Here is a 23,346-nt window from a genome sequence, read left to right on the forward strand (position 1 = left end):
AAAAGCGTTTAAATTACTTCAACTATAAAGATAACTAAATTCGACCTAATTTAACTTTAATTCTGTAGGAATTGCTTGTGCAGCTTCAATATTTAAAGCTAATTCTTCCAATACTTCAAATGAAGATAGATTTCCTGAGGGAAATGAAAAAACACCATTTTTATTTTCAATAGCAATAAAAACTTGTTGATGGTGGAATGATAAAATGATTGGACGTTTAAACTTTTCTTGAAGCAAAAGAATTCGTTCCATTAAAGCAATAGATAAAACATAACGTGCTTCTACTTGATCAGTGCTATACACTATAAATGCTGTTGAAAAACGAGGATCTTCTAATTGAACTTGCTGCTCTTCCTTAAAATTATGACTGAAATAACGATTAATTTGGGTAGGATATGCATTGGTTAAAATAACAGTATGGCCTTTGAGTTTTTTCTTAAAGCTTAACCAACAAAATAAGCCTCGAAAAGTATATTGTACAGCTTCAGCTGATTGGTTAGTCAATAGGTTTTTTAGAACATAGTCGTAAAAAATAACAATGAAGTTGAGAAAAGGAATTCGTAAGAGTAATGCTTTCAATTGATGTGTTGTCTTCTTTTCAACGATTCCAATATCTGCTATATTGATACTAAGCTCGTTATTAGAACTTCTAATTTGACCATAACTGTAGATAGGAGCTTTATCATTGATGTTAGAAAAGAGCTTACTCTTGATAATTTCTTTTTTAGGAACAAAAGTATTCAGAGAAAACTCAACATTTGGAAATAAAGATTGAACCATTTGAGTGATGGTTTTCGCTTCGATCTGTTTAAAATTGGCAAACCTGTTTGAAAAAATAGACGTAGAAAGGTAGAGTAGTACCATCAGCCCAATAAAAGGGTATAACTGTGCATAAGGATTATTGGCTGATGGTTGAAAAAGAGCAAAACGATACTCCTGGAGTAAAGGAATATAATGACTCAACATATTAAAAAGCATAAGCACCATCAATAAACCAGTAATCGCCCATACAAGCTTTTGAAAGCGCTGAGTGACTTTTCTTTGTTGATTTACTGCAGATAGGGCGTCTTTTGTTTGGTGGTATACGCTTTTTAATCGTTGCTTGTCCATAGTAGGTGTTATTTCCATTCAATAGTATTCCATGGACTTTCAGGGTTCGCTAATAGTTGTGCATATAAATCATACATTTCTTCTAGATAACCATCTTTTCTATCTCTGATATCTAAGGTAAAACCTAAAACGTAACTTTTGGCAAAGTCTTCCCATGAAGAAAAATGTTCTTTCGCTAATTGAGTTGCAAAATTTATCACTTTCCAAGCATCTTCCTCGCTAATAATTTCAGCAGTATAAGCTCTTCTAGCATGACCTACTAAAACACTTGCATCATATGCCGCAACTCCAACCTCAATTTCAGAATCAAAAGTGATTAGCCCTTTTTGCTTCAGTGTTCCCTGAGCTTTTCCTGTTCTTAGGAGGTTGAGGTAACGTTCAGCACGTTCGTTATTTCCGTATTTTTGTTGCATCAAAGTTGGCCAGTTTTCTTCAGGTTCGTTTTGAATCATTGCATATATAAAATCGAAATACCAGCGTCTTCCATCTTTCATAAAGTATTCGGTTAGTCCCCAGTATCCCTCAGGGGTATTGATTCCCCATCCTTCTAGATAATTTTTAGCGTGAATTCCTTTCTTAAAAAAAAGGGTATTGGTGTTCACTTTCCACCATTCGTTTGTTACAGCGTCTAAAGCCAAAGAGAAAAGTTGTTCATCAGTCAATGTGCTGTTTGGATCTTTTTTAAACTTAGCTTTTACTTGATCAGGTTCTACATAGCCTTCTTTTGCTTTGGAGAAAAACTTATAAGCATAAGCCACTATTCCAAAGGCAAAAATAACATATCCATACCAGGGTAAATTTTCGAACATTTGCATAATTAGTTGTGTTTTTAATTGGTTAATAATGATTTTATGTTGATTTCTTTTTGTTCAGTTTTAGGAATTTCTAACAATAGCTGAGTTTTATCTTTTCTTATTCCAGCAATGATAGAAGCAGGGAATTGTTGAATTTTATTATTGTAGGAAGTCACAGCTGCATTATAGGCTCTTCTAGCTGCAGAAATTTGTTCTTCTATATCTGTCAGCTCGTATTGAAGCTTTGAAAATTGTTGATCAGCTTTTAGTTCAGGATAATTTTCAACGTTAAGCGCCAGCCCACTTAATAGCTGAGTAAATTCATTAGATTTTTCAATTTTTTGATTAGGAGAAGTTTCAGGATGATCAATAGAGCTTCTAAGCTCAGTTATTTTTAAAAGTATTTCTTTTTCGTGTGCTAAATATTTATTGAGCATAGCAACTAGGTTAGGAATTAAATCAAAGCGTTTTTTTAGATAAACTTCAATACTTCCAAAGGCTTGAGCGGCTTGATTCTTTTTTGTGATTATTTGATTGTTGATCACAATAGCTGCAATAACAAGTATAATTACAATAATTCCAATAGTCATTTCCATAGTTTTTTTCTGTAAGATACTTTATTTATAGGTAATTTGATAATGTATTAAAATTAAATTTTCTTTAGTTCTTGTTTCTTAAGTATAATATTGGTTTTTCTCATTTTTAAAAGTTATCGATAGCTTCATTAAGGTGCTTCACTGCTATTTCATCGATTGTTCCGTCTTCTAAAATTTTATATTGGGTTTGTTTGACTTCTTTATGATTTCCCCAAAATATTTGGTTTACCATTAAGTGTTCTTCACTTATTTGTGATTGTGTGCAAGACATTCCTTCTGCGATTTCGTCGTATGCAACAATTTTGTAATCGATGATAGCTCCTTTTAAATTATAATTAATGAGTACTGATTCCATTTCATGTGTTCCTTTTATTGTGGTAACAACTAAAGAATGAAACTTTTTCGGATTTAAATCAACTTTATATTGAGCTATTGCTCTAAAATTGTTTTGATAAAAGTTAGGATATATTTTATCGAGCTGTAAGCTGTTTACATCAATTTCTTGATAATCATCGGGATCAATAAAGTCGTCAAAGTTGGTCGTTTCACTGTGAGGTAATTTTTGGAGTGGGGTAGTGGCTACTATTTGATCAAAAGGTTGAATACTATCTTTTTGAAGCGCTTCAGATGCTTTACAGTTTTTTTTATGTTCTAAATTAGTAACGCTTTGTTGCTTTGTAACTTCTTGATTGCAAGCGATAAAAAGCAAAATAGGGGCTAATATTAAAGGTGTTAAAAACTTCATTTTAAATGACATCTATTATTTTTTCTAAAGAATAATGTATTACTCCTACAATGGCTGCAATTGCTATTAGTAATCCTAATCTGATAAAAAAGGCATAGTATTGTAGCTTTCTTAAAAAAAGAAGATTAATGAAGGTAAAAATAGTAGCAATAATGCCTCCTATAATTAGTCCATAGTAAATTATAGCATAATTCAGCATGATAAAAAAGATGTACATAATTCCTGAGGGAGCTTCCTCTTGAGGAGTTAAAATTAAATACATATGAAGAAGTCCAAGCCATAAAGACAGCACTATCCAAAATAGGTGAGGTGTTATTTTTTTTATTGTTTTGATTTTGGAAAGAGTTGAATGGCCTTTTAAATCCTAAAAAATGCTACCAATATGATAGCATTTTTAGAAAATAAGAATGTTTAATTTAGGTTTTATTGTATCGCAATTTTTTTACTCACTATTCCCTTATTCAGGTTAATTTTAAAAATATAGATCCCCTTAGAAAATAGTGAAGTAGGGATAAGTTGGTGATTTCCTCTAGCAACAATTTCTCCAGAAAGGTTGTAGATAATATAGCTTTCAAAATCAACATCATCAGATGTATGAATATTGATGTGAGTATTGGTATTGACTAGCGTTATTGCATTATCTAAGTCTTTATCAGCAATGTTGCTAAACACAAAGTTGGTTGTTGTAACAAGGTTAAAGTTGGTCCATAATGCACCTGGGTCTGTGACATAAACTGCTTCAGTTCCTGTAGGAATGTATAGGTTTACTGAAGTTCTGTTGGGTCCGAAAGTATCACTTCCTGTATTTGAATTAATAGTTGGAGGAGTCATATTTACAGAAGAAACACTCGTTAATGGATTATTGTAAAAGGCTCTTGAACCTATGTTTGTAACTGTACTAGGAAAAATAATACTATCAATCTGGTTATCTTCAAATGCTGAATTACCAATAGACGTAATTCCATTGACCATATTTACTTCTGTAAGTGCATTGTTCCGAAAAGCATCTTCTCCAATACTGGTAATATGGCTAGGAATAGAAATGCTTGTTAAAAGGTTGTTTTTAAAGCAATCTTCATTTATGGTGGTGATACCACTTGGTATTATCAAGTTGGTTAATTGATTATTAGCAAAAGCATGAGAAGCAAGGTGAATAAGGCTAGGAGGAAAGTTTATATTAGTGATTTGATTATCCCCAAAAGCATAAATTCCTATGGTGTCTAAAGCATTGTGTAAGGTAACACTTGTTAATTGGTTTTCAGAAAAAGTATCTTCACCAATTTTTGTGATATGATTAGGAATGGTAATGCTAGTCAACTGATTCCCTGCAAAAATACCATTTGAAAGTGAAGTGACGCTATTAGGGAAAGTAATAGTCGTGATTTGATTCCCATAAAATGAATAAGCCCCAATGTTGGTTACACTATTAGGAAAACTAATACTTGTAATTAAATTATTACCAAATGCACCTTGTCCTATTTCGCTAACTCCATCAAGCAATGTTAAACTGATAATTTGATTATCTTTAAAGGCTCCTTCTCCAATTGAAGTAATTGTTCCTGGTATTGAAAGATTAATAAATGGATTTCCAACAAAACAATACTTTGGAATGTATCCATTAGGAAAATTCACATTGGATAAATTAGAGAACTGATTATTTCTAAATAAATAATCTCCCATTGAAATAACACTACTAGGCATATCAATAGAAGAAAAATCATTGTTATGAAAAGCGTAATCATCTATTGTTGTTACACTGTTGGGTATAATTATATTACTAATATTATTATTGGCAAAACTAGCTAAACCAATTTGAGTTATAGTGTTAGGTAGATTTACATTCGAAATGTTATTAGAGTTAAATGAGTGCGCTCCAATTTCTGTTAGTGTATAAGTAATATTTGTATTAGGATCAGTTACTGTTGCTTGCAGGTTGATTGTAGTCATACCTCCATTTATTTGATCATAATCAGTTGTTTTCACTGTATTAGTAGAAGTAACTGAGTAGGTAATGAAATTATCTACAAAAGTTTGACTATTAGCATTTAACACTAATATAATGCTTGTACAATTTAGTATAAGTTTTTTCATAATTATTGTTTTTTAATAAATTGCTTAGTGACTGTTTGATATGGTGTGTTAATTTTTACATAATAAATACCGCTATTTAAATCAGAAATATTGATGTTGTTATAGTTAGAGTTTTGTACTAGAACAATCTTTCCTATTAGGTCAATAATTTGGATCTCATTTATTGATGCATTTGTATGTATTCCTATAGTTGTTTTAGCTGGGTTAGGGTATATAGAGAACATGTTGTTATGGTGCTGTTCTGTAACACTAACACTTTGATTAGAAATTGTAATCGTAGCAGAACCTGTTACCCCAGAACCATCATTAGCAGTAGCGATAACATCTACAGTTCCATCAGCTATTGCAGTTAGCTGACCATTTGAATTGATAGAAGCAGATCCTGTTCCATTAACCACGCTCCAAGTGTAAGTGTTGTCATCTGCATTAGCAGGTAGCACAGTTGCGCTCATTTGTAATGTTCCTCCAAGAGTTGTAATAGCAGAAGCCCCTCCTTGTCCTATCACAGAGATAGAATTAACCAATATAGCGCAGTTTAAACTAAAGCTAGATGCAGGGTCAATGTTGGTCCAAGTTGCTGTAGCCGCTGCAACATCATCTACTTTTATACAGGTTAAATTTGGGTTTGAGGTAGCATCAAGAGAAGTTAAAGTACTGGTGCTAATGTTGCTCATATTAAATGCTGTCAAATTATTACCAGAACAGTTTAAACTATAAATAGATTGGTTATTACTTATGTCTAAAGCCGTTAAACTATTATTGGAACATTGGAAGACTGTTATACCAGTGTTTTGACTTAAATCAATAGTTGTTAAAGCATTATCAGAAATTACAAGAAGATTTAAATTTGAGTTTTGAGTAAGGTCTAATGACGTTAAGTTATTATTCAAACAAACAAAATTATTTAACAAGGTATTTTGTGAGACATCAATTGAGTTAATATTGTTGTTTTGACACTGAAGAGCTGTAAGTGCTGTATTCTGTGAGACGTTTAAAGAACTGATGTTATTATCGCCACAATATAAACCTTCTATAGCTACAAATGCTTCAATCCCTGTTAAATCAGTGATGTTTTGGTTTTGGCAACTGATATTTCCTGTAAATGAGTTTGCTTCATTGACTTGTATTTCTGTATCTCCATTGGAGTTAATAGCAGCGTTTCCAACTAAATAGGCTTTAAAGTTAGCATCAGGAATGTTGACGTTTTGAGCTATAACTCCAAGAGAAGATGAAGTGATGAGCAGTATATTAAGTATTGTATTTTTCATCGTTTTATTCTTTAATAAATTTTTGACTATAAGATCTATCATCAGAGATTAGTTTTAACAAATAAACTCCAGAACTAAGTGGTTGAATATCAATGGTTGAGTTTTTATTGGTAATTGTTCCGCTAAGTACAGTTTTACCATATAAATCTACTATGTGGAAGTCTTCATTACCTAAATGTTGTTGAATAGTAATTTTGTCTTTTGCAGGGTTAGGGTAAACCAGAGCTTCTTTTGGGATTATTTTTTCAATTTCAGAGGCAAAAACACCAGCTACTTTATACAGTTCTAAATCACTAGTTGAATCTTCAGCTGAGAAAAACAAATCGTTTCCTATTACTGTTAAATTCTCTGGTTCAGCATCCCAAAGCGGGTTAATAATCATTTGCGTAGTCGTGCTACCATCGTATTTCCAAAGTTGAAAGTCGTTTGTCCCATCATTAGCAGCAAAATAAAGATGATTTCCTAAAGCTGTTAATTCATAAGGATTAGAATTTCCAGAAGGGTTTATATCTTCGACCATTGAGGCAGTAGTACCATCATATTCCCATAGCTCATTTCCATTTACATCATCATTAGCTCTGAAATATAATTTATTATTAAAAACTGTTAATTCTTTAATGCTAGAATTTCCATTTGGATTGATGTCATGAACCATAGTTGCATTTGTTCCATTATATTTCCATAACTCAAATCCATAGGTATCTTCATAAGCTTTAAAATAGAGCTCAGAGTTATAAACAGTTAAATAGTTTGGATTAGAGCCATCAACACCTTGGTTTATATCAATAATTGAAGCTGTATTTCCATCATATTTCCAAAGTTCAGAACCATTCACTCCATCATTTGCTAGAAAATAAAGGTTAGTACCTAAAACTGTAAATTGTTGTGGAAGAGCATCTCCACTCCCTACATTTATATCTTGTACTAACGTTGCGTTGGTTCCGTCATATTTCCATAATTCTCTTCCGCTAACTCCATCATCTGCCATAAAATATAGTTCTGAATTAAATTCAACAAAATGTTGAGGCGATGAATGCCCAGCACCTGGATTAATATCAATTAAAGTAGCATTCGTTCCATTGTATTTCCACAATTCTCTTCCGCTAGTTCCATCAGTTGCTTGAAAAAATAAATCATTACCTAATGCAAATAAATTGGTAGGGATAGATGCATTAGAACCTGGATAAATGTCTATTAAAGTGGTATTTGTTCCATCATGGACCCATAGTTCTCTGCCATTAGTCCCATCTGTTGCTTGGAAGTACAACTTGTTTCCCATTACTGTTAGGTACTCAGGGTTAGAGTAATGAGTAGGATGTATATCTTGAACTAATGATGCTGAAGTTCCATCATATTTAAAAAGCTCTTTTCCGTAATTGTTATGGTTAGCATGAAAATACATTGCCGAATTATATGCTGTAAATTCTTGTGGACCAGAACCATTAGCACCTCCTGTTCCTGGATTAACATCAATTTTTACTTGTGCATTTACTCCAAATCCAATTGAAGTCAAAAAAGCGATATTTAGTATTTTAGTTTTCATAGTTAAAGCATTATTGATGTCTATTATTCTTTAATAAACTTTGTAGTAATGATTGAAGCATTAGCATGTACTTGCAAGAAATAAGTCCCATTTACTAAATCAGATAAATCAATTGTTTTGTTTTCTGTAGACAATGATTTTACTGTTTTTCCGGTTATGTCAAGAACAATAATTTTCTCGATCTTTTTTTCATAGTCAATTGTGATTGCTGAAGTTGCTGGATTAGGATATAAGAGTAGGGGAGCAGTATAGAAATTATTTTGAGCTATTTCGCTACTAATCAAAGTACAGCTTAGTTTTAAAGCATACATATGGCCAACACCTGTATTGGTAAGCAAGCTAGTTCCTGTTCCAGGGTCAAAGTCAGCGGTATCAAAATAAACTCCTGTACTATAGATATTACAAGCGTCATCTACTGTAATAGCATAGCCAATATCATCACCCAGTTCACCAATTTTTCCAGCCCATACATAGTCTCCTGTTGGATTTAGTTTTAAGATAAAAATATCAGAACTAGAAGCTGTTGCAGTGAGATTTACAGAACCAGTTCCTGGATCAAAATCAGCCGTTTCGTAAAAGTTTCCAGTAGTGTAGATATTTCCATCTCCGTCTAAGCTAATTGATGTTGAGTTTTCTAAACTCGTTCCTCCATAATTTTTTGCCCAAACAAAATTACCTGTAGCATCTAACTTTAGTATAAAAGCGTCTAGAATTCCACTAGAAACTAAATTGCTTGTGTTTGAACCTGGATCAAAATCTACAGTGTACTGAAATTGCCCTGTTACATAAGCATTTCCTGAATCATCTATTTCGATATCATTTCCTGAATCTTGGAAGCCTCCTCCAATACTTTTAACCCAAATGAAATTACCATTTGAATCAAACTTTAAGATATAGCAATCTCGCATTCCATTTGAAGTCAAATTTACTGTTGCAGCACTTGGATCAAAATCTACTGTAGTTCTAAAATATCCTGTTGTATAAACATTATTATTTGCATCTAAAGCTATAGCAAAAGACCGGTCATCACTATGAGTTCCTCCAACTTTTTTTACCCAATTTAAGTCTCCAGATGGAAGTAATTTAAGTACAAATCCATCATATCCTCCATCAGATGTTAAGTTATTGACCGAAGCTCCTGGATCAAAATCTACAGTATTAGAAAAGATTCCTGTAACATAAACAAATCGGTTAGCATCTACCGTGATATCATAACCCTCATCATTTTCTATGCCTCCAAATTGTTTGGCCCAACCAAAATCTCCTAGAGAATTTAGTTTTAAAGCAAAGATCTCTTTTGCACCATTGGCTATTAAATCTAAGGCGTCTGTCCCTGGATTAAAATCAACGGAATCGGAAAAGAAACCAGTAACATAAATATCACCTCCTTTATCAATATGAATTGCATTTGCTTGATCTAGTGCTGTTCCTCCAATTTGTTTGACCCAAACAAAATTACCCATGGCATCCAATTTCAATATATAAATATCAGAAGAGCCATTTGAGGTTAAATTGGAAACTCCCGTTCCAGGGTCAAAATCTACTGTACCATAGAACCCCCCTGTAACATAAACATTTCCAGCTGCATCATAGGTGATTGATTTTCCTACACTTGAACCAGCGCTAGGAACACCCTTTGCCCATTCATAATTTTGAGCAGTGGCGTTAATTAATGAAATAAGGAAAGTTAGTGTTGTGAGTAATGTTTTTTTCATGTATTATATTGTTTTGATTATTCTTAAAAAATTATTTAGGTTTTCCCCTTATAGCGCATTTTGAAAAAGAGAGGGTTGGATTTATTAGTAGTCCATGTTTATAAGCTCGCCATTTAGTTTATAGGAGTATGTAAATGTTGTTCCTCCATTTTCAGGTTGAAGCATAACTGTATACTCAGCATGGTTCATATCTCCATTATCTGGGAACTTGATAAAAGCGTTGTATAGTTGAGTGTTTTTTAATGCTTTATCTGCTTCTAATTGTTTTTTAGATTGTTCAACTAATTCCCCCAATTTAGTAAGGTTAATGTTGTCATTTAACTGAAACATAAAATCAGCAGCTTGAGTTCCTTCAGGAATTTCAATAGTAATGTCCGAATTTTGTTGCCAATTGTCTTGCGTTAAATTCCATTGCTCCATTTTTAAAGATTCGGGAGCTTTAGTAACTGTAACACCTATAATGTTTCCGATAGACGAATTATAAGTGATTGTTAAATTTGTAAAGAAGGCATCGTTTCCAAATTGTTCTTTTATTGCTTTTTCAATAGCCGTAAAACCTTCTGCATTTGCAGTTTGATTGCTTGTACTTCCTCCACAAGATAATAGGGTGATGAATAGAGCGAAGATAATTGATAAGTTAACTGTTCTCATGTCTGTTGTTTGATTTAGTCTTAATAATTAAACCAAATATAGTTGAGAACAGTAGGGAAGAAAATACGCAATCAATATCCGTCGATATTGAATCAATAACCGTAAAGTTTTGATAGAAATCTAACGATTCTCTTAGTTGTTAGCGTTAGATTTATTCAATAGTTTAGCTAAAAAAGCATCTTTTTTACGAGAGGAAACAGGAATAGTTTTCCCATTTTTTAAATAGATAGCACCAGATTTATCGTATTTGTCAATAAAATTTAAGTTAACGATAAACGATTGATGTGGTCTTGTAAAATTGGCTTTTAACAATTGGGGTTCAAACTCTTTTAATGTTTTAGAAACGACATATTTTTTATTGTTGCTACAATAAAATGTTGTATAACCTTTATCTGATTCACAATAGACTAATTCGTTGAGTTTCACAACCTGAAAACTATCGTGTAATGATAGAATGATTTTATCATCGGTATTGTTCCAAACTTGTTGAACTGTTTTGATTTGTTGTTGTTGCTGTGGTATAGAAAGTTCTCCAACCTTTTTTAAAGCGGTTGCTAACTCGTCAATATCAACAGGTTTGAGTAAGTAGTCTACTGCTCCAATTTTTAAAGCTTTTAAGGCATATTCTTCGTAAGCTGTGATAAAAATAACCTTAAAGTTAAGTTGTTCAGTTTGACTTAAAAAATCAAAGGCAGTACCGTCTGTAAGGTTGATGTCAAGAAATATTAAATCGGGTTTACAAGCATTGGCAACAACTACTGCTTCCTTTACCGATTCACATTCTCCAATTACTTCTACATTGGTTTCTATCAACGTCAATAAGTTTAATAACCCTTTTCGGATATAGGCTTTATCTTCTACTAATAATGCTTTCATTGGTTAACATCAATTTTATATGGTATGTTTAATGTTACAAGTGTACCTTGTTCATCATACTTTTTTCGATCTTCTATACGGATAGAACCTTTGTGTTTTGTATTTCTAGAAAGAAATTCCAAACGCTCAGTCGTAATAGCTGTGGATAACGATTTCTTATTTTGATTGCTACTGTTTTTTTGTGCATCAATTCCAATTCCATTATCTTTAATCGTGCAAGTTAAGGCTTTGTCAGTATAATTTAAAGCAATAGTTATCTCTTTTTCTCCATTATGGTTAACAAATCCATGTTCAATCGTATTCTCAATAAAAGGCTGGAGAAGCATAGGAGGGATGTAAAATCGTTCTTTATCGATTTTAGAATCTACTGTTATTGAATAATTATATGGGATGTCAACCTCTATATTTTGGAGGTTAATATAGTTTTCAATAGCGATTAATTCTTGGTTTAAAGAAACCATTTGCTCTCTCGAATTTTCTAAAGTAACACGAAGCAGTTTAGAAAATTTAGAAAGGTATGAAACTGCTTTTTTGTTTTCCTGATTTAAGATAATACCTTGTAAAACAGATAAAGCATTAAAAATAAAGTGAGGTGTCATTTGAGAACGCAATAAGCGTTGTTCTGTAATAATATTTTGAGTTTCAGATTTCACATTTCGAACTCTTAAATAAAAAATGATCATCCCAAGGATAATGGTGACTGATAAAAAGATAATAATTCCTAATAATAGGTTATGTTGTGTTTTTTTTAAGTCAGATGTAGTTGTTTTTACAGTTTCAGTTAGTTTGATTTCTTTATTTTTAGCTTTTTCTAGTTGGTTTTTATATTTGTATTCATATTCTAATTGCGTTATTTTTTGAATATTTTCTTTATTAAATAAGCTGTCATTTAGTATTTTGAATTGTTTGAAGTGTGTGACAGCGTTTTTCAAATCTCCTTGTTGTTCATAAACTTTTGAGAGAATTTCATTCACCAATACCTGTTCGGCAAGCATTTCTAAATCATCTACAATTTCTTTTCCTTTGAGCGCATGCTCCAATGAAGCATCGTAGTTTTTTAGTATGAGGTGAATATCTCCTAAATTGATCTGAGATAATCCAATATTTCGACGGTCATTAGCTGCTTCACTTAAGGCCAATGAAGCTTCAAAATGCTCTAGGGCCAATAAAGGTTGATTTAACCAAATTCTTACTTTTCCAATAGTATTATGACTAGCAATAAGTGCTTCATTATTTTGAACTTCTTGATTTAACTGAAGTGCTTGATTCAAAATCTTTATTCCTTTATCGTAGTTCTTTAATTCTACTAGAGCATTTCCAATACTGTTTAATACTTTAGCAGAATTGAGTTTGTCTTCTAATTCATTATAAATCTCGTAAGCTTTTTCAAAATATTCTAAAGCTTTTTGGTGTTGTTCCATTTCAGAATAAACAATACCTATGTTTTGACAGGTAGAAGCGATTTTCGACCTTTTGTTCCCTTTTTTATATTGGTCTAATATTTCATTGTATAGCTCAAGAGCTTCTGAATACCTTCCTTGTATAGAGTAGATAATAGCAATATTATTAAAGCATGTAGCTTTTCGTTTATCATCTCCTAATTGCTCGTCTACTTGTATTGACTTTTTGAAATAGGTTAAAGCATCATCTAATTCTCCTTTGGAATAATAGGTTACTCCTATGTTGTTTAACATGTCTCCTTGACTCCTTAGTTGATTACTTTTTTCTGCAATATGCATTGCTTCAGTAAAATAAATAACAGCAGTATCTGAAGCGTTTTGGTAGTTGGCAAGCATGCCTAAAGTATTGTATGCAGCAATAAGTCCTTTAGCATTATTGCGTCCAATTTTTTTGTACTGTTCAAGAGATAGGAGTGCAATTTTCTTGGCCTCATTAAACTCAGATTTAGAAAGGTGTATTTTACTTAAAATCAAGGTGTTTTTAGCCAACCCTTTTTTGTCGTTTATAGCTGTGGCTAATTGATGAGCTTCCTTACATTTTTGTTCCGCAATTGTGATATCATGCCTACGGTAATGGTGGGCAAGTGTATTGAGTAACTCCACTCTTATGGTATCTTCTTCTGGATGAAGAGCTAGTTTATGTTCTAAGCTATCTAGAATATCATTTTGTGCATAAATACTTGAATAAAAAAGAAATAAACACAAGGGGTAGATAATTGAGCCTCTAATTGTTGTCATGCTTTTCATTGCTGTTTGTTCAATAAAACCAAAAGTGTTATTTACACTTTGTTTTGAAGAGTTTTCTGCTATCAGTAACTTTATTATTGGGGAACTTCTATTCTATAGGGGATAATCAAGGTAACCTGTGTGCCCTGTTCATCGTACTTTTTTCGATCATCGATACGGATAGAACCTTTATGCTTGGTGTTTCTAGAAAGAAGTTCCAAACGTTCAGTTGTTATAGCTGTAGATAGCGATTTTTTATTTTGATTACTATTGATTTTTTGAGCTTCAATACCAATACCGTTATCTTTGATTGTACAAGTTAATACTTTGTTGGTATAATTTAAAATAATAGTTATTTCTTTTTCTCCTTTATGATTGATAAATCCATGTTCAATGGCATTTTCAATAAATGGTTGAATAAGCATAGGAGGGATGTAAAATTGGTCTTTATCAATGTTAGCATCTACCATTAATGAATAATTATAAGGAGTTTCTACTTCTATATTTTGGAGGCTAATGTAGTTTTCAATAGCGATTAACTCTTGGTTTAAAGCTACCATTTGGTCTCTCGAATTTTCTAAAGTAACACGAAGGAGTTTAGAAAATTTAGAAAGGTAAGAGACGGCTTTTTTATTTTCTTTATTTAAAATAATTCCTTGTAAAACAGATAAAGCATTAAAAATAAAGTGAGGTGTCATTTGAGAACGCAATAAGCGTTGTTCTGTAATAATGTTTTGAGTTTCAGACTTCACATTTCGAACTCTTAAATAGAAAATAATAATCCCAAGAATAATGGTCACTAATAAAAAGATAATAATACCTAACAATAGATTACCTTGTGTTTTTTCTAGATTGGAAGAAGTCACTTTAACGGTTTCGGTTAGCCTTAATTCATTGTTTTTAGCGTTTTCTAATTGATTCTTATATTTATATTCATACTCCAACTGCGTTATTTTTTGAATATTTTCTTTATTGAATAGACTATCATTTAGTGTTTTATAGAGTTGATGACTTTCTAACGCATTTTGATAGTCTCCTGTATGTTCATAGATAAAAGATAATAGTTCTTCAGCTTTTTTTTGAGGCTCTAGCATATTGAGTTCCAGTGCATATGCTTTACCTTCTAAAGCGTAAGGGAGTGCAGTCTGATATGCACTCTCTAAAATATATGATTCTGCAATTCCTAGTAGACTATAGGACAAAAGGCGTTTGTAATCGATCTCATTACCCGTATCCCTTGCTTCAATAAATTTTTCTCTAGCTATTAAAGGTTTTTTTAATATTAGATAGATCTCACCAATATTATATAAACTCATCGCTTTTTGGTCAATGTGGTTTATTTCCTCACTTATTTTTAGTGATTCATAATAGTATTGAAGTGACTTTTCATATTGATGTTTATTCATGTAGATATTCCCAAGAAGAATTGTAATATTATTCGTTAGACTTCTATTACCAATTTTTTTAGAATATTTTAAGGACTCTAAACTGTATTCTAACCCCTTATCATAATTGTCAGAAGCAGTGTAAGCATCACCTAAGTTGCTTAAGTTTTTAGCTATTCTAAGTGTGTCGTGTATCTTTTGATTGTATGCTAATGATTTGGTGTAATATGCTATGGCAAGGGGATAATTACCTTGGTATCTGTATACCGCTCCCAAAGAGGTATATACGCTAGATTTAGAAGCTTCTTTGTTAGATTTTTCGCATCTAAATAGCGCTTTTTTATAATTTTCTATAGCCTCATCATATCGACCTAAGTTTGTATATACGTTTCCTACATTTATTAGGGTGTTAATCAACTCTCTTTCGTTACTATTTTTTTCATAAATTAAAGAGGCTTTTTTATAATTTTCTAGTGCTTTTTCGTTTTCAGAAAGCGAATAATGTGTTATTCCAAAAGCAGAATATACAGCGGCGATTCCCTTTTCATCATTTATCGATTGATAATGTTCTAAAGATTTTTCGAATAATTTGATGCTTTCTGCTATGTTTGATCTTCTATTTTGCAGAATGCCTTCTAGATAGTTTAGTTTCGCTTTTCCAAGTGTATAGTCTAAACTATCACTTAAATGTCGTACTTCATCTAAATATGTTCTTGTTGCAGTTTCATCAATATTGAAAGAAGCAAACGCTAAACTGTATAGAACATTAACTCTACTCGTATCTTTTGAAACATACTTTTCTAAGACTCCTTTTAGACTGTCAATTTCGTTGGATTGAGAGAATGATTGAATAGGAGCTATTAAATAAGCTATAAAAAAGAGTTTTAAAAGTATGTTTATAAAGGGTCTCATAAAGTAAACTAGGTTAGCAAGATGTAAAAGTAAACTTTTCTACAGCTATTTCATTACCATTATCTTTTTCAAATTTAACAACTTCTTTTAGAATGTTTTTAAAGTAAAAGAATTTATAAATAGTATGAACGTCAATATATTTATGAATTCTTCCTTTTTTATCGTATTGAAAATCAATGTCCGCCATGTATCCCGAACCAACTCCTTCAAAACTTATTATTTTATTTTCCCACAAAGTATATTTTTCAATATTCAAGCATTGAGATCCATTCGAATCACAGCCTCTAAATCGTTTTATTATAAGCAAAGAGTCTATGATATTTGAATCAATCCTATTCCAATTATCAAGACTTTTATCTAAATGATTAATGTAAGAATTTTTTAAATAATAAAGATGATTAGAGTTCACTAGGGCAAGAAAATTTTCTGTTGAATCTATAGACTGTATTGTGGTTACATTTTTACAAGAATACTTATTGTAATGCTCTTTTTCATCACTGTCAGTACATGCAATCAAAAAGCAAAAAAATAAAGCGTATAATAATCGTATAATCAAAACTCCAACAGTGTCTTTATTTTATCTTCTTCAATTTTGAACTGAGCCATTTTAATTTCATAGTATGACATTTCAGTGTGAATAATAGCTTCAATTTCTTTAGCGTTGATTTTTTTCTCTCCAGCCATTAAGTTTGTTTTTTCAAATGTTTTTTTAAGTGAGCCTAATAACTTTTCTTTCTCTTTACCCTGAAAATGAAAATTAGCAGCTCTTAAAAGTTCTCCATAAAATTTCTCTAAAACAGAATAAGACCTAAAAATACTTAACGTTTGGTTTTCTGTTAATTGATATTTTTCTTTAATAGGTTGTACAGCTATATTTTTTTTCGAAAAGTTAGATTTAACGGGATCAGTAAAACTTTGAATGTCTAGTATGATATGTTCTTCGTTTTCTGAAAATTTTAAGTGTGTACTACGCAATTGTTTAAATTCATTCTGTTGTTTAGCAAGGGCTTGTTCTTCTTCTGTTTCTCCTGGGTATGCATCTAATTCTTTTGCTGTACTTGGTATCAACTTTCCTTGCTCCATTTTACCGACACCTTGTCCCTTAACAGCAAACAATAATGGTTTCTTTAAGAGTAGAGATTGATACAGTAGTTTACTTAATTCAAAACGTTCAGTTTCATCAATATAAAAATCTTTTAGTTGGTATTTGTCTGTATCAAATACATCATTAAAACTCAATTCAAAAGGGTGGGGGATAATGTCCTCTGGAATTCCTCTAGTAACGTTAGATAGTAATTGTATTTCATCTACACGGTCGCTCATTGCGTCTGGACCTATTGTGATTAGTCGAATAGAAAAATCTTCAATTTTTAAATCAGCTGGAATTTTAAAGTTTTGCGTATAACTGTTAAAGGTACAACCATCGGCAAAAGTATAGATATAACCAAATTGAGTGTAAGGTAAACGTTTTCCATCAATGAACCCTTTTAACTCAAATAAACGATCTCGAAAACGCTGTAAACGCTCTTCTTCTTCTCTTAAGTTGGCTTCTGCATTTGCCAATATTTTTTCAATTTGAGCTTGTCGACTAATTAAGTTGGCTAACTTGTTTTGTAGACGTTTAATTTCTCCTTTAGTGTTTTTCGTCATATCTCTACCATTCTCTCTAGTGACGATCTTATTTTTTTTCTTTAGTTTATGATTTTTTTGTGACCCAGATTTTAATTCAAATTCTGTTTCTTTAATTTTCATAAGGTTAAGCGCTTTAGCTTCTTTTGCCTCTTCAAGTTTAAACCTTAATCCTGTTTTACCATTAATCAATTCATCTAGATCGGGAATACTTTTGTTTTCTAGTTTATATATAATACTGTGAACTGTACTTCCAGATCCGAATGTTGTATCAGGAGTTAACTCTTTGTTGATTTTGGATGCATAGAGTAAATAAACAGAGTCTTTATTACGAATAACAACTGTTGTTTGGAGGCGTTTATTAAACCCCCACATACTTAAATGAATATTGGTTAGGTCTTTTTTTATCGCATTAAAATCGTTAGCAACAGATTGTTTAGGAGTTAGTGCTTGGTGATTTCCCTTATGAGTTTTAAAGTCAGTCTCATACGTAAATAAACCAATACCTTTAGGTTTCCCAATTTTGTTTCTCCCTTCAGAAATTAACTCTCTTTCGTTCAGTAAACCAGATGTTGAACTCCCATCACCAACTGCTTGTAGATAACTATAAAATTCTTCTTTTCCTCCAATTTTACGATAGTATTCTTCTCCTTTCTCTTGGATATAGAGTTGAGTAGCTTTATAAATTGCATCCATAATTTGCTGCTGTTCTACAAGCTTAAAGTTTTCTAGTTCCTTTAATTGATTCGCACGTTCAAAGAAAGAAAGATTAGGATCCAATAATTCAATAACTTTAGAGGTGGGTTCATCTTTTTCATTTCGATACCTCGTTGCTTTACGTGGCAGTTCGGCCGTTAACTTTTCTATAAAATGAAGATAAACTTTATTAGAGATGCCTTCTACCTTTATTTCATCTTTTCGTTTTAACTCCCTATATAAAGATTGTAATGCAAGTTTGGAGGCTAATTCTGCTAAAAGCCCCTTTTCGACTGTTGAAAATTCGTATGAATTGATTTCTAGAAGAGAGGGTTCATAGATGATGTGTTGTTCAATAGAGTCAAAATCTACAATGGAGTCTAAACGTTTGTTGGTTTTAAACTTAAAATAGACAGTATCTCCTTTGTAGAGAAATAAGTCCCCAATTGTTCGCTTGAGTGTGGGGCTTTTCTCGGCAACATGATATAGATATGCTCTCTCTTCTGAAGAAAGCATTACATTTTGTCCCCAAAAGGAACTAAAGAGTGAAATCGAAAAAAGCAAAAGTATAAATAAGCGCATATTTAGTTAAATCTACACGCTAGTATAACATAAATTATGCTAAAAGTTACCGATATAGTTGAAAAGTCGACTACTTGTTTAACAAAATGTGTTATATATATAGCCGAGTTAAGGCTAATTGCTTTAATTTGGAGTTAATCCAATGTGTATATTGAGCTAGTTAAGGAAAATCAATTAGCATTCCTGTTCAAGAGCCATATAAGCTACTAGATCATCAAGCATATCAATAAAAGTAAAGAATTGGTAATGACGCTAAAACTAAACATGCTCACACACCATTGAGCTGGACTTTGTGCAATAAATGTAGCATTTGATGCCATTGTAACGAGTGTACAAATAGTTAAAATAATCATAGCGTTATGCATCAGTGCTAACATCGCTGCAACAGAGCCGTAACAGCTTTGAAAAGTGATCATTAGCGTCATTGCTCCAAAGCGATTTTCTTCAAAATAGTTGACAAGTTTTTCTATATAATTTTTTTCTTTTTTTATCATGTTAAGGAGTAGGTTTTAATTGCTTTTTTTAGATGAATAGCGCTGTTATTTATAATAAATGATGTAGGAATCTCATTGGTAACATTTTTTGAAATTGATCATCTATCTTGATTAGTTTTTAATGCAACGTACGGAAAAACCTGTTGCACGATTGTAGGTGTCAATCCCAGCTGAAGTATTATAAATAGATAGACATCGACTACTTAAACCAGTGATTGTACTCGACCAATAGTAACCAATATTTCCAATGTAATTAATCGCTCCATTGCTAGGGTCGCGATAACCTGCTGTTGTGAATTTTAATGGAGAACCAAATGCACCTACACTGTTATTCCCGCCAGACCAACTTAAGCGCTCTTCATTTAATTCCGTAGCTGTGGGGAGGCGATAACCTTTTGGGCAAGGGTTGTTGATACCATTGACTCCCTGCCATAAATTATTATTTTGAGGAACTCTCCAATCAAATGGAGTAGTTGTCTCGATTACAAAGTCTCCATGACTAGGATTGCTCGTACTTGAATTGGTGTTTGTTGAAGAGCTATTCCGACAATGATGACCATCTGAATCTCTACCCCACTGATACAAGTCACCATAAGCTAATTCATCAGTTCTGGTGATCGCAATTCTACTTGCACCTAAATTACGATCCATCCATGTCCTCCCAGTTGTAGGATTCATTACATCACTAACTTCGGTAGGTATTCCCAATGCACAACGTAATTCTATAAATGAAACACTGTGTAAGTTTCCGGAATTATCAGCAACTACATGCTTACGGTCAGTTGCTAAGCTGTATTGTGGTAGATTTTCTATTTTAGTATGACCATCATTTTGAATTGAAATTCCGGTATTGCCGCCATTTCCTACTAACTTATTGGTTGTTAAATTAATATTCTGTGTTGCAGTATGATTTCCTAAGTTGTCTTGTAATGGACTTAAATTGACGGTTTCACTGCTTCCTCTTTCTATGCCTATCGTTAATGTAGTGCCATTTAGACTGCTCCCATTAATATTTTGATTATCTGTCCCAGCATCATCATCAACCCAAGTGTATTCCCCACTTCCATTGGTCGATAAAACTTGTCCGTTGTTTCCGCCTGTAGGTAACTCTATTTCATTACTAGGATCAGCGTCTGCATCATTAACATTGTCAGTAAGCGTTACATTATTTCCATTACTAATGGTTAATGTATTTCCAGTAAGCGAAAGCGTTTGGGCGTCGGTATTATCCAAGTAAGGTGTTAAATCAATGTTACTGGCATTACTATTATTGGTGATAGATAAAATATTGGTAGCTGTATTCAACGATAAGTCTTGAATCTCGTTGGTGATATCACCGTCTACTTCTGTAACTGTTAAAGGATTGGCAGTTGTTCCATCTCCAGAAATATTTGTCCCATTACTATTGACGACAGCTGTTCCCCAATTGTCAGCACCAGATGGCGCAGCTTGAGGAATCCAGTTGGTTCCATTCCAAGTTAAAACTTCACCATTGTTAGCAGTAGCTGGTAATTCAATTTCATTGTTGGGATCATTGTCATTATCAGTCACTGTCAATGGATTTCCGACAGTACCATCACCAGAGATATTTGCTCCAGCAGTTTGTACGACTTGTGTCCCCCAGTTATCACCCGTGCCACTTCCCACTTGAACCCATTGTAAATTAGGCCCGTCCCAATAGAAAAAAGTTGTTAAGTCTTTATCATAAACTAACATTCCATCTTCGGCATTGGTTAACGCAGTACCTAAAGTATTTCGAGCTGTAGTTGTTAACCTAGAGATTAAAACGCCTTTATCGGTAGATTCAATATCCAAAATAGCTTGAGGATTAGGATGGGATGTTCCTATTCCTACATTGTTTTGAGCAATAAAATTAAGTGGGATAATTAAAATAGTTCCTAAGAGAGCGGTTAAAATACGTAGCATAATGTTTGGCTTTATTGATAAAAAACTTTATGGAAATATTACCTGAATCATTAAAGTTTATTTATTATGGTTGGTTATTCATTTAGAACGATAATTTAAGGCGAAAACTTTCAATTTGTATGGTATTTTAGGTCAACAAACAATAAGGCTAGTTAAACGACGATATAATACTTTAACCAGTATCAAAGAATTTAGCGATTGATGTGAAAGTCTTTATACAAAAGCACAAAAAAAAACAGCTATAACAATTAATTATAGCTGTTTTTTTATCCTATTGAATGGGTGAATTAACGCCAGCATAGTACTCTTACTTGAGCTGAGTTAGAAAGTTGAGTGTTTTGTTCTCCACCCCATCCGTCGTTAATACTAATTATCCTACCGTGAGAGTTTCCGTTATTTCGATCAGGAGCCCATAATCTTACTGTAGAAGTGTTATAAGCATATAATACACCCCCATAATGATTGTCATCATCATCGTCACCTTGAGCAACGCCAGAGGCCTCAAAAATATAGCCATTATTATTCCCACTTGTAGCTCTTACCAGTACGAGTACTTTAGATGGGTAAGCTCCTAAACCATGGGTTCTTTGCTGAAATGAAGCTGTACCTGCTTGGGAGTTCATCGTAAACCAACCACTATCATAGTCAGCTGTAGCCCAAGAAGCAGCACTACTATTTTTCTTGTAGATGTTCCCACTTGCATCAGTATAAAGTGGCGTTACAGTAGAAGAAGTTGTAGATGGAATAGTTCTAATTCTTGCATTACCATTGACGTCTAAAGTTCTAGATGGACCAGTGGTTCCTAATCCAACTCTATTGGTGCTAGCGTCAACAAATAACATGGCTGCGTTACCATCAGATTCTACTCTAAAATCTAAATTTAATCCCTGCTCATTAAAAATAGTTGTACCGTTACCATGAATTCTATGGTTCATAGCGTTGTTTTGATACACGTCAATAATACCATCATCAGATGAGTCAAATATACGGACTAGAATATCTCCACCATTTACAGCTCCATCTCTAAGGTAAATATCATCAGAATGGTATGAGTTTCCAGTAACGTTAAATGTCCCTGCTGTTGCAGCACTTCCAACAGTAACTCTATTTAAACCAGCATCTACTCTAAACATATTGGCATTAGCATCAGATTCCACTCTAAAATCTCTATCCAAACCTTGCTCATTGAAAACAAATTGAGAGTTGGCATCTAAGTCAACAGAAGTCACACCATTTTCATAAATTCTTAACCTCCCATCATCACCATCGTCTACGAGTGACATTAGGTTGGTTCCGCCAGTATTACCATCTCTCCAATAAGCATCATCACCAAAGAAAGTAAGCCCATTGTCAGCAACTTGAAAGTGACTAACCCCAGCATCTTGAATGGTAAAGTCACCAGTACCACTTAGGTTGTATGTCATCCCGAAGTTTCCTTGGGTAATGGTCGTATTTTGAACTAAAGCTCCCCCTAATTGGATTCTATCTGCTCCAGCGTTAACAGTAATCCCATTATTAGCAGCAGCATTAATTGTTAAAGCTCCATTTGAACCTCCGCCCGTTAATCCAACACCAGCAGTTACTCCAGTAATATCACCATTAAAAGCACTTAGGTTAACATTGTTACCACTGCTAATACTCAAAGTAGTACCACTTAAAGAAAGGTTTTGTAACTCATTGGTTGTACTTGCATCTGCATCATTAATAGAGATGGATCCACCACCATTGGAAAGTGTAGCTGTAGTTCCAGACCTAGATAGTGTTTGTAACTCATTGGTAACCGAACCATCGACTTCAGTAAAAGAAGTCAGGTATCCATTGTTGTTAGCATAAGCATCCACTTGAGCTTCAGTTAATTGAGTGTCATCATCAGTAAATGATCCACCACCATTACTTAGCGTAACAGTACTTCCAGATTTAGCAATGGTTTGGATTTCATTGGTTGGGTCACTGTCGGCATCATTAACATTGTCTGTTAGTGTGACATTATTTCCATTACTAATTGTTAAGGTATTTCCAGATAAAGAAAGCGTTTGGGCATCAGTATTATCTAAATATGGGCTTAAATCGATTGTAGTAGGAGTGGAGTTGTTGGTAATGGTTAAGTTATTTCCTGTTAAGTTTAAATCTTGAATTTCATTCTGAGG

At 32.9% G+C, this 23,346-nt stretch carries 17 protein-coding genes; all 17 read right to left on the reverse strand.

The genetic code is table 11. From position 1 onward, the window contains the following. Positions 1–45 precede the first annotated feature (45 nt). On the reverse strand, positions 46–1,110 hold the full coding sequence (locus N4A35_11805; GenBank protein MCT4582095.1) for a DUF3137 domain-containing protein: 1,065 nt from the start codon (positions 1,108–1,110) through the stop codon (positions 46–48). 8 nt (positions 1,111–1,118) lie between these two features. Further along, the gene (locus tag N4A35_11810; protein ID MCT4582096.1) at positions 1,119–1,925 is read right to left on the reverse strand and encodes a DUF1266 domain-containing protein; all 807 of its coding nucleotides are present in this window, start codon (positions 1,923–1,925) and stop codon (positions 1,119–1,121) included. Between the two features lie 14 nt (positions 1,926–1,939). Continuing rightward, complete coding sequence (locus N4A35_11815) at positions 1,940–2,500, reverse strand: LemA family protein (protein MCT4582097.1); 561 nt, start codon at positions 2,498–2,500, stop codon at positions 1,940–1,942. 106 nt (positions 2,501–2,606) lie between these two features. Next, positions 2,607–3,245: a hypothetical protein gene (locus N4A35_11820; protein MCT4582098.1), complete on the reverse strand. Its 639-nt coding sequence runs from the start codon at positions 3,243–3,245 to the stop codon at positions 2,607–2,609. A 423-nt stretch (positions 3,246–3,668) separates the two neighbouring features. Beyond that, complete coding sequence (locus tag N4A35_11825; protein ID MCT4582099.1) at positions 3,669–5,336, reverse strand: leucine-rich repeat domain-containing protein; 1,668 nt, start codon at positions 5,334–5,336, stop codon at positions 3,669–3,671. Between the two features lie 2 nt (positions 5,337–5,338). Continuing rightward, the gene (locus N4A35_11830) at positions 5,339–6,604 is read right to left on the reverse strand and encodes a T9SS type A sorting domain-containing protein (protein MCT4582100.1); all 1,266 of its coding nucleotides are present in this window, start codon (positions 6,602–6,604) and stop codon (positions 5,339–5,341) included. A 4-nt stretch (positions 6,605–6,608) separates the two neighbouring features. Next, entirely contained in the window at positions 6,609–8,147 is a 1,539-nt protein-coding gene (locus N4A35_11835) for a T9SS type A sorting domain-containing protein (protein MCT4582101.1), read from the reverse strand. A gap of 23 nt (positions 8,148–8,170) precedes the next feature. Further along, complete coding sequence (locus N4A35_11840; GenBank protein ID MCT4582102.1) at positions 8,171–9,862, reverse strand: SBBP repeat-containing protein; 1,692 nt, start codon at positions 9,860–9,862, stop codon at positions 8,171–8,173. Positions 9,863–9,946: 84 nt separating this feature from the next. Further along, positions 9,947–10,513 carry a hypothetical protein gene (locus tag N4A35_11845; GenBank protein ID MCT4582103.1) on the reverse strand — a complete coding sequence of 189 codons (567 nt, stop codon included), beginning with the start codon at positions 10,511–10,513 and terminating at the stop codon, positions 9,947–9,949. 132 nt (positions 10,514–10,645) lie between these two features. Next, positions 10,646–11,389 (reverse strand): LytTR family DNA-binding domain-containing protein, encoded by a 744-nt coding sequence (locus tag N4A35_11850; GenBank protein MCT4582104.1) that lies wholly within the window; start codon positions 11,387–11,389, stop codon positions 10,646–10,648. Continuing rightward, complete coding sequence (locus tag N4A35_11855) at positions 11,386–13,587, reverse strand: tetratricopeptide repeat protein (protein ID MCT4582105.1); 2,202 nt, start codon at positions 13,585–13,587, stop codon at positions 11,386–11,388. The genes N4A35_11850 and N4A35_11855 overlap by 4 nt, the downstream gene beginning before the upstream one ends. An 83-nt stretch (positions 13,588–13,670) precedes the next feature. Beyond that, complete coding sequence (locus N4A35_11860; GenBank protein ID MCT4582106.1) at positions 13,671–15,872, reverse strand: tetratricopeptide repeat protein; 2,202 nt, start codon at positions 15,870–15,872, stop codon at positions 13,671–13,673. Between the two features lie 13 nt (positions 15,873–15,885). Beyond that, positions 15,886–16,389: a hypothetical protein gene (locus N4A35_11865; protein ID MCT4582107.1), complete on the reverse strand. Its 504-nt coding sequence runs from the start codon at positions 16,387–16,389 to the stop codon at positions 15,886–15,888. 35 nt (positions 16,390–16,424) lie between these two features. Then, positions 16,425–18,779 (reverse strand): hypothetical protein, encoded by a 2,355-nt coding sequence (locus N4A35_11870; GenBank protein ID MCT4582108.1) that lies wholly within the window; start codon positions 18,777–18,779, stop codon positions 16,425–16,427. Between the two features lie 206 nt (positions 18,780–18,985). After that, entirely contained in the window at positions 18,986–19,273 is a 288-nt protein-coding gene (locus N4A35_11875; protein MCT4582109.1) for a hypothetical protein, read from the reverse strand. A gap of 111 nt (positions 19,274–19,384) precedes the next feature. Continuing rightward, on the reverse strand, positions 19,385–21,199 hold the full coding sequence (locus N4A35_11880; GenBank protein ID MCT4582110.1) for a fibrobacter succinogenes major paralogous domain-containing protein: 1,815 nt from the start codon (positions 21,197–21,199) through the stop codon (positions 19,385–19,387). A 287-nt stretch (positions 21,200–21,486) separates the two neighbouring features. Next, positions 21,487–23,346 (reverse strand): hypothetical protein (locus tag N4A35_11885; protein MCT4582111.1); only part of this gene is annotated, 1,860 nt, incomplete at its 5' end.

The organism is Flavobacteriales bacterium (assembly GCA_025210295.1).
GTDB lineage: Bacteria > Bacteroidota > Bacteroidia > Flavobacteriales_D > Parvicellaceae > S010-51.